Below are 8,329 nucleotides of genomic sequence, written 5' to 3' on the forward strand. Positions count from 1 at the left end.
CGCGGACTGGCGTTACTGGGGAATGCACAGGCAGTGACGACCATTCCGTTCTGGCATTCTATGGAAGGGGAACTGGGTAAAGAGGTGGATTCTCTGGCCCAACGTTTTAACGCCGAAAATCCGGATTACAAAATTGTACCGACCTATAAAGGCAACTACGAACAGAATTTAAGCGCGGGGATTGCCGCATTTCGTACCGGCAACGCTCCGGCTATTTTGCAGGTTTATGAAGTTGGCACCGCCACCATGATGGCATCGAAAGCCATTAAACCGGTATATGACGTGTTTAAAGAGGCGGGGATTCAATTCGATGAGTCGCAGTTTGTGCCGACGGTTTCCGGTTACTACTCCGACAGCAAAACGGGCCACTTACTCTCCCAGCCATTCAACAGCTCGACCCCCGTTCTCTATTACAACAAAGACGCCTTCAAGAAAGCAGGATTAGACCCGGAACAACCGCCGAAAACCTGGCAGGATCTGGCGGACTATGCCGCGAAACTGAAAGCCTCCGGTATGAAGTGCGGCTACGCCAGCGGCTGGCAGGGCTGGATCCAACTGGAAAACTTTAGCGCCTGGAACGGTCTGCCGTTTGCCAGCAAAAACAACGGCTTTGACGGCACGGACGCGGTGCTGGAGTTCAACAAGCCGGAGCAGGTGAAACACATCGCCATGCTCGAGGAGATGAACAAGAAGGGCGACTTCAGCTACGTCGGTCGTAAGGATGAATCCACCGAGAAGTTCTATAACGGTGATTGCGCGATGACCACCGCCTCTTCCGGTTCTCTCGCTAATATTCGTGAGTACGCCAAATTTAACTATGGCGTAGGCATGATGCCTTACGACGCCGATGCGAAAGATGCACCGCAAAACGCCATTATCGGCGGGGCCAGCCTGTGGGTGATGCAGGGCAAAAATAAAGAAACGTATACCGGCGTGGCGAAGTTCCTCGACTTCCTCGCGAAGCCAGAAAACGCTGCCGAGTGGCATCAGAAAACCGGTTATCTGCCAATCACCAAAGCAGCGTATGACCTGACCCGTGAGCAGGGCTTTTATGAGAAAAACCCAGGGGCGGATACCGCGACGCGTCAGATGCTGAACAAGCCGCCGTTGCCGTTCACCAAAGGGCTGCGTCTGGGCAACATGCCGCAGATCCGCGTGATTGTGGATGAAGAGCTGGAGAGCGTGTGGACCGGTAAGAAGACACCACAGCAGGCACTGGATACCGCCGTTGAGCGTGGAAATCAGTTGCTGCGCCGCTTTGAGAAATCGACGAAGTCTTAATCAGTGTAATGTCGGATGCGTTTCGCTTATCTGACCTGGCATCGCGTGTAGGCCGGATAAGCGAAGCGCATCCGGCACAGTTCAGGAATTAACCGTAATGTCATCATCCCGTCCGGTGTTCCGCTCGCGCTGGCTGCCTTATCTGCTGGTCGCGCCGCAGCTCATCATCACCGTTATCTTTTTTATCTGGCCTGCGGGCGAAGCGTTGTGGTACTCGCTACAAAGCGTCGATCCGTTTGGTTTCTCCAGCCAGTTTGTCGGCCTGGATAACTTCGTCGCGCTGTTTCATGACAGCTACTATCTCGACTCCTTCTGGACGACGATAAAATTCAGCACCTTTGTCACCGTCAGCGGTTTGCTGGTGTCGCTGTTCTTCGCGGCGCTGGTGGAGTACATCGTGCGCGGCAGCCGTTTCTATCAAACCTTAATGCTGCTGCCTTACGCCGTGGCTCCCGCCGTTGCCGCCGTATTGTGGATCTTCCTGTTTAACCCCGGTCGCGGGCTGATCACCCATTTTCTCGCGGAGTTCGGCTACGACTGGAACCACGCGCAAAACAGCGGTCAGGCAATGTTTCTGGTGGTGTTTGCCTCAGTATGGAAGCAAATCAGCTACAACTTCCTGTTCTTCTATGCCGCGCTGCAATCCATTCCCCGTTCGTTGATCGAAGCCGCAGCCATCGACGGTGCAGGCCCAATTCGCCGCTTCTTTAAGATTGCGCTGCCGCTTATCGCTCCGGTGAGTTTCTTCCTGCTGGTGGTGAACCTGGTGTATGCCTTCTTCGACACCTTCCCGGTGATCGACGCCGCCACGTCCGGCGGGCCGGTTCAGGCCACCACGACGCTGATTTATAAGATCTACCGTGAAGGCTTTACCGGACTGGATCTGGCTTCGTCTGCCGCGCAGTCGGTGGTGTTGATGTTCCTCGTCATCGTGCTGACGGTGGTGCAGTTCCGCTATGTTGAAAGCAAGGTGCGTTACCAATGATTGAGAACCGTCCGTGGCTGACGATATTCAGCCATACCATGCTGATCCTCGGGATCGCGGTGATCCTCTTCCCGCTGTACGTGGCGTTTGTCGCGGCGACGCTGGATAAACAGGCCGTCTATGCCGCGCCGATGACGCTCATCCCCGGCACACATCTGCTGGAAAATATCCACAACATCTGGGTTAACGGGGTAGGCACGAATAGCGCGCCGTTCTGGCGGATGTTGCTTAACAGCTTTGTGATGGCGTTCAGCATTACGCTCGGCAAAATTACCGTCTCGATGCTCTCGGCATTTGCCATTGTCTGGTTTCGTTTTCCGCTACGTAACCTCTTCTTCTGGATGATTTTTATCACCCTGATGCTGCCGGTTGAAGTACGTATCTTCCCGACGGTGGAAGTCATCGCCAACCTGAAGATGCTCGACAGCTACGCCGGTTTAACGCTGCCGCTGATGGCCTCGGCGACCGCCACGTTTCTGTTTCGCCAGTTCTTTATGACGCTGCCGGATGAACTGGTGGAAGCGGCGCGGATCGACGGCGCGTCACCAATGCGTTTCTTTTGCGACATCGTTTTTCCGCTCTCCAAAACCAATCTGGCGGCGCTGTTTGTGATCACCTTTATTTACGGCTGGAACCAGTATTTGTGGCCGTTGTTGATTATTACCGATGTGGATCTCGGCACCACCGTGGCAGGGATCAAAGGGATGATCGCTACAGGCGAAGGCACCACTGAATGGAACTCAGTGATGGCGGCGATGTTGTTAACGCTTATCCCTCCGGTGGTGATTGTTTTAGTGATGCAGCGTGCCTTCGTGCGCGGCCTGGTCGATAGTGAGAAATAAGATGGCAGGACTGAAATTACAGGCAGTAACCAAAAGCTGGGATGGTAAAACCCAGGTCATTAAACCGCTGACCCTTGATGTGGCGGATGGCGAATTTATCGTGATGGTCGGGCCGTCTGGCTGCGGGAAATCGACGCTGCTGCGCATGGTTGCCGGGCTGGAGCGGGTGACAGAAGGCGATATCTGGATCAACGACCAGCGCGTGACTGAAATGGAGCCAAAAGATCGCGGGATTGCGATGGTGTTCCAGAACTACGCGCTTTATCCGCATATGAGTGTCGAAGAAAACATGGCGTGGGGGCTGAAAATTCGCGGCATGGGCAAGCAGCAAATTGCCGAGCGCGTTAAAGAAGCGGCGCGCATTCTGGAGCTGGACGGTCTGCTCAAACGTCGCCCGCGCGAGCTTTCCGGCGGTCAGCGCCAGCGTGTGGCGATGGGCCGCGCGATTGTGCGCGATCCGGCGGTGTTCCTGTTTGATGAGCCGCTCTCTAACCTCGATGCCAAGCTGCGCGTGCAGATGCGTCTTGAACTGCAACAGTTGCACCGTCGCCTGAAAACGACTTCACTCTACGTTACTCACGATCAGGTTGAAGCGATGACGCTCGCCCAGCGAGTAATGGTGATGAACGGCGGCGTTGCCGAACAGATTGGCACACCAGTTGAAGTCTACGAAAAGCCCGCCAGCCTGTTTGTAGCGAGTTTTATCGGCAGTCCGGCGATGAACCTGCTGACAGGCCGCGTGAATAACGAAGGCACGCATTTCGAACTGGACGGCGGTATTGAGCTGCCGCTAAACGGTGGCTACCGTCAGTATGCCGGGCGTAAAATGACTCTCGGCATTCGCCCGGAACATATTGCGCTAAGCTCGCAGGCAGAAGGCGGCGTACCGCTGGTGATGGACACGCTGGAGATCCTCGGCGCAGATAACCTGGCGCACGGACGCTGGGGCGAGCAGAAGCTGGTGGTGCGACTGGCGCATCAGGAGCGCCCGACGGCAGGCAGCACGCTGTGGCTGCATCTGGCGGAAAATCAGCTGCATCTTTTTGATGGTGAAACAGGACAACGAGTATGAGTAACTGGCCTTATCCCCGCATCGTCGCTCATCGTGGCGGCGGTAAGCTGGCCCCGGAAAACACCCTGGCGGCAATCGACGTCGGGGCAAAATACGGTCATAAGATGATCGAATTTGACGCGAAGTTATCGAAAGATGGCGAGATCTTCCTGCTCCATGACGACAATCTCGAACGCACCAGCAACGGCTGGGGCGTCGCGGGTGAACTGAACTGGCAGGATTTACTGCGCGTGGATGCGGGCAGTTGGTACAGCAAAGCGTTTAAAGGTGAGCCGCTGCCGTTGCTTTCGCAGGTGGCGGAACGCTGTCGCGAACACGGGATGATGGCGAATATCGAAATCAAACCCACCACTGGCACTGGACCATTAACGGGCAAAATGGTGGCGCTGGCGGCACGCCAACTGTGGGCCGGTATGACGCCGCCGCTGCTGTCATCGTTTGAGATTGATGCTTTAGAAGCTGCACAGCTGGCGGCACCGGAACTGCCGCGTGGTTTATTGCTTGATGAGTGGCGCGACGACTGGCGCGAACTGACCGCGCGGCTGGGCTGCGTCTCTATTCATCTCAATCATAAGTTACTCGATAAAGTGCGAGTGATGCAGTTGAAAGACGCCGGACTGCGGATTCTGGTTTATACCGTCAATAAACCCCAGCGCGCGGCAGAGTTGCTGCGCTGGGGCGTGGATTGCATCTGTACCGATGCGATTGACGTGATTGGTCCGAACTTTACGGCCCAATAGTTTTCAACGGAATGTCAGGCTGCGGCGTGCTGGGCTGATTCAGCATGTCGCCGTTTCTCCTCTCCGGCAGCATATGCTGCTGATTCAACGAACTATCCGGATTACGGTTGCTGTTTAACATCCCGCCGTTGGTGTTGGGCAGCATTTGCTGCCGGGCGGGATTTCGCTCCCCCGGCTGTGACTGCAACACCCGCTGAGAATTATTGTTTATCTGGTTTTCTAAATGCTGCTGTTGCAACTGAGTTTGCGTTTTCAGTTGCTGATTCAGCATCCCTTTTTGCTGGATTTGCTGCGTTTGCATCTGGGTTTGCATCCGCTGCTGGCTGGGGATCTGATATCCCGGCTGGTTGGGGTTGTTCAGAGTATTAATGGGCTGTGCAAAGCCGACAAACGGCAGGAGTGCCGTAAGAATCAGAAGTCGTTTCATCGCGTATCCTCCTCTGAAGATATCCTTTAAGTTTACTCGCTTCCCGACAAAACGATGATTAATTCAGAGTTATATACCAGGCTTAGCTGGGGTTGCCCCTTAATCTCTGGAGAATAACGATGATAAAACCGACGTTTTTACGCCGGGTGGCCATTGCTGCTCTGCTCTCAGGAAGTTGTTTTAGCGCCGCCGCCGCGCCTCCTGCGCCGCCCGTCTCGTATGGTGTGGAGGAAGATGTCTTCCACCCGGTACGCGCGAAACAGGGAATGGTAGCGTCTGTGGACGCCACTGCCACTCAGGCGGGGGTGGATATTCTCAAGGAGGGCGGGAATGCCGTTGATGCCGCCGTGGCGGTGGGCTACGCGCTGGCGGTAACGCATCCGCAGGCAGGGAATCTGGGCGGTGGTGGTTTTATGTTAATCCGCTCGAAAAATGGCAATACCACGGCTATCGATTTCCGCGAAATGGCACCCGCCAAAGCGACCCGCGATATGTTCCTCGATGATCAGGGCAACCCGGACAGCAAAAAATCACTCACTTCGCATCTGGCTTCCGGCACACCGGGTACGGTAGCAGGTTTCTCGCTGGCGCTGGATAAATACGGCACCATGCCGCTGAACAAAGTCGTGCAGCCCGCGTTTAAACTGGCACGCGATGGTTTTATCGTTAACGACGCGCTGGCTGACGATCTCAAAACCTACGGTAGCGAAGTGTTGCCGAATCACGAAAACAGTAAAGCTATCTTCTGGAAAGAGGGCGAGCCGCTGAAAAAGGGCGACACGCTGGGGCACGCGAACCTGGCAAAGAGCCTGGAGATGATTGCTGAAAACGGCCCGGACGAATTCTATAAAGGCACGATTGCGGAACAGATCGCCCAGGAGATGCAGAAAAACGGTGGCTTGATCACTAAAGAAGATTTAGCGGCCTATAAAGCGGTCGAACGCACTCCGATAAGCGGCGATTATCGCGGGTATCAGGTTTACTCCATGCCACCGCCATCCTCCGGCGGGATCCATATCGTACAAATCCTCAATATTCTGGAAAACTTCGATATGAAGAAATACGGCTTTGGCAGCGCCGATGCGATGCAAATCATGGCAGAAGCGGAGAAATACGCCTACGCCGACCGCTCGGAATATCTTGGCGACCCGGATTTTGTCAAAGTCCCGTGGCAGGCACTGACCAATAAAGCCTATGCCAAATCCATTGCCGATCAAATTGATATCAACAAAGCGAAGCCGTCCAGTGAGATTCGCCCTGGCAAGCTTGCGCCTTATGAGAGTAATCAAACTACCCATTACTCTGTAGTGGATAAAGACGGTAACGCGGTGGCGGTGACCTATACGCTGAACACCACCTTCGGTACGGGTATTGTCGCGGGCGAGAGCGGTATTCTGCTTAATAACCAGATGGATGATTTCTCCGCCAAACCGGGCGTACCGAACGTTTACGGGCTGGTGGGCGGTGATGCCAACGCCGTCGGGCCGAACAAACGCCCGCTGTCGTCGATGTCGCCGACCATTGTGGTGAAAGACGGTAAAACCTGGCTGGTTACCGGTAGCCCAGGCGGTAGCCGGATCATCACTACAGTGCTGCAAATGGTGGTGAATAGCATCGATTATGGCATGAACGTCGCCGAAGCGACCAATGCGCCGCGTTTCCACCATCAGTGGTTGCCGGACGAGCTGCGTGTCGAAAAAGGGTTTAGCCCGGATACGCTCAAGCTGCTGGAAGCAAAAGGTCAGAAAGTGGCGCTGAAAGAGGCGATGGGCAGTACACAAAGCATTATGGTTGGGCCGGACGGTGAGTTGTACGGCGCATCCGACCCGCGCTCGGTGGATGATTTAACGGCGGGGTACTAAGGTTAGCGGCCCTCTTCGTGGGAAGAGGGCTATTTTGTCAGGGCAAGCCGAAGGTAGCCTTCTTTATTTCGTAATCCTGTAGATATTCTTCCAGCGGCTTTGCCGTTCCCAGAGAATGAATTTCACCACTGTCTTTATCAATAATAAAAGGTGCGTTACCAGCTAAGCGCGCGGCCTCATCTCCAGTTTCGAGAAATTCTCGTGCTTCGAAACAGAAATACCAGCCCTGGCTAAAGCGTCCATGTAGAGTAATGACGACCGGGAGATCTGCATCATCAAGGTAATGGTTCGCTTTCGCGAATGCGTCGTGATAAGTAATCATAATTATAATAAATATTATTGTTGAGTGTTATATTATTATTCCTGTGTGATACATTGAGCAAAGACGCGTTCATCTTCGTCAAAGATATTATTAAATGCTGGTTTTGAAAAAAGTTCATCGGATAAGATATAGTCACGAAATAAGTATCTGCTAATATTTTATGATTTCTTTTTCAGAACGTCGAACGGGATTTTCTTATTTAAGATATCAGAATCTTATGATTCGTGTAAAATTCTAAATAAATCAACATGTCATTAAAATCATCATAGCCATTAGCTATTTCGGCTAAAATAGAGACTACATGTCTTCGGTCCATCTCACTTAAGGAGTGTAGTTCCGTTGTAAGTTTTTCCATAGCTTGCACTGCTAAATTTCGAACAAGGAATTTTCTGCTGGCCATCTCTAAAAAGATGGCATGGTTTACAATGATTTTTGTTTCCTTTTGATTATTATGAACAACTGTCCATGATTTCGTTTAAGAATGAAGAGAAATCACTAAACGAACTGAATATATTTTCTGTGCCAATATTATCTCTAATTTCAAAAAAGTTACTTTTAATGTCATAAGTAAATATTGAAATGCTATCATCCCCGATCACTAACCGTTCTTGTAGATCAGGGTTTATGAAATCATCATTATTTCTATAAAATTCATTTACGGCAAAAAGGTTTTTAACTGAAGGTTCTGGAATCGAGAGGCTAAATAATCGTAATCCATTAACTTCGAATCCATCCATTGCTCTTAAAAAAGTAAGATAATCAGGTTGATTCTTAAAAAGAATACAAACTTCATTACAT

At 52.4% G+C, this 8,329-nt stretch carries 10 protein-coding genes; 6 read left to right on the forward strand and 4 right to left on the reverse strand.

What is annotated here, in order from left to right; genetic code table 11:
- From ugpB to ugpQ, 5 genes are all read left to right on the forward strand, one after another.
- On the forward strand, window positions 1-1,281 hold a 1,281-nt coding region (ugpB, locus tag QZF50_RS21215), incomplete at its 5' end, for a sn-glycerol-3-phosphate ABC transporter substrate-binding protein UgpB (RefSeq protein WP_290388980.1).
- 97 nt (window positions 1,282-1,378) lie between these two features.
- On the forward strand, window positions 1,379-2,266 hold the full coding sequence (gene ugpA / locus QZF50_RS21220) for a sn-glycerol-3-phosphate ABC transporter permease UgpA (RefSeq protein WP_000099276.1): 888 nt from the start codon (window positions 1,379-1,381) through the stop codon (window positions 2,264-2,266).
- Window positions 2,263-3,108, forward strand: coding sequence for a sn-glycerol-3-phosphate ABC transporter permease UgpE (gene ugpE, locus QZF50_RS21225; RefSeq protein ID WP_000572164.1), 846 nt, complete (start codon window positions 2,263-2,265; stop codon window positions 3,106-3,108). The genes ugpA and ugpE overlap by 4 nt, the downstream gene beginning before the upstream one ends.
- A 1-nt stretch (window position 3,109) precedes the next feature.
- A complete protein-coding gene (gene ugpC, locus QZF50_RS21230) occupies window positions 3,110-4,180 on the forward strand; it encodes a sn-glycerol 3-phosphate ABC transporter ATP binding protein UgpC (RefSeq protein ID WP_000907790.1) in 1,071 nt (356 codons plus the stop codon).
- On the forward strand, window positions 4,177-4,920 hold the full coding sequence (gene ugpQ / locus QZF50_RS21235; RefSeq protein WP_000073590.1) for a glycerophosphodiester phosphodiesterase: 744 nt from the start codon (window positions 4,177-4,179) through the stop codon (window positions 4,918-4,920). The genes ugpC and ugpQ overlap by 4 nt, the downstream gene beginning before the upstream one ends.
- Here ugpQ and QZF50_RS21240 read toward each other — a convergent pair.
- Complete coding sequence (locus tag QZF50_RS21240) at window positions 4,907-5,347, reverse strand: DUF2756 family protein (RefSeq protein ID WP_000825996.1); 441 nt, start codon at window positions 5,345-5,347, stop codon at window positions 4,907-4,909. The two genes, ugpQ and QZF50_RS21240, sit on opposite strands and share 14 nt — an antisense overlap.
- 119 nt (window positions 5,348-5,466) lie before the next feature.
- Between QZF50_RS21240 and ggt the strand changes: the two genes are divergently transcribed.
- Entirely contained in the window at window positions 5,467-7,209 is a 1,743-nt protein-coding gene (gene ggt / locus QZF50_RS21245) for a gamma-glutamyltransferase (RefSeq protein ID WP_290388981.1), read from the forward strand.
- 37 nt (window positions 7,210-7,246) lie between these two features.
- Here the strand turns inward: ggt and QZF50_RS21250 are convergent, their stop codons facing one another.
- The 3 genes from QZF50_RS21250 to yrhA form a co-directional block, all read right to left on the reverse strand.
- Window positions 7,247-7,531, reverse strand: a complete 285-nt coding sequence (locus QZF50_RS21250; protein WP_000634159.1) for a YrhB family protein — start codon at window positions 7,529-7,531, stop codon at window positions 7,247-7,249.
- A 199-nt stretch (window positions 7,532-7,730) separates the two neighbouring features.
- On the reverse strand, window positions 7,731-7,886 hold the full coding sequence (yrhD, locus tag QZF50_RS21255; protein WP_021534553.1) for a protein YrhD: 156 nt from the start codon (window positions 7,884-7,886) through the stop codon (window positions 7,731-7,733).
- A 94-nt stretch (window positions 7,887-7,980) separates the two neighbouring features.
- Window positions 7,981-8,329 (reverse strand): protein YrhA (yrhA, locus tag QZF50_RS21260; protein WP_290388982.1); only part of this gene is annotated, 349 nt, incomplete at its 5' end.

The sequence above is a fragment of the uncultured Escherichia sp. genome (assembly GCF_948475835.1).
GTDB lineage: Bacteria > Pseudomonadota > Gammaproteobacteria > Enterobacterales > Enterobacteriaceae > ECMA0423.

What these genes read in the sequence shown, in the direction of transcription:
- ugpA (WP_000099276.1), top strand. Translation starts at nt 1,379, where the DNA reads ATGTCATCATCCCGTCCGGTGTTCCGCTCGCGCTGGCTGCCTTATCTG.
- ugpE (WP_000572164.1), top strand. Translation starts at nt 2,263, where the DNA reads ATGATTGAGAACCGTCCGTGGCTGACGATATTCAGCCATACCATGCTG.
- ugpC (WP_000907790.1), top strand. Translation starts at nt 3,110, where the DNA reads ATGGCAGGACTGAAATTACAGGCAGTAACCAAAAGCTGGGATGGTAAA.
- ugpQ (WP_000073590.1), top strand. Translation starts at nt 4,177, where the DNA reads ATGAGTAACTGGCCTTATCCCCGCATCGTCGCTCATCGTGGCGGCGGT.
- QZF50_RS21240 (WP_000825996.1), bottom strand. Translation starts at nt 5,347, where the DNA reads ATGAAACGACTTCTGATTCTTACGGCACTCCTGCCGTTTGTCGGCTTT.
- ggt (WP_290388981.1), top strand. Translation starts at nt 5,467, where the DNA reads ATGATAAAACCGACGTTTTTACGCCGGGTGGCCATTGCTGCTCTGCTC.
- QZF50_RS21250 (WP_000634159.1), bottom strand. Translation starts at nt 7,531, where the DNA reads ATGATTACTTATCACGACGCATTCGCGAAAGCGAACCATTACCTTGAT.
- yrhD (WP_021534553.1), bottom strand. Translation starts at nt 7,886, where the DNA reads ATGGAAAAACTTACAACGGAACTACACTCCTTAAGTGAGATGGACCGA.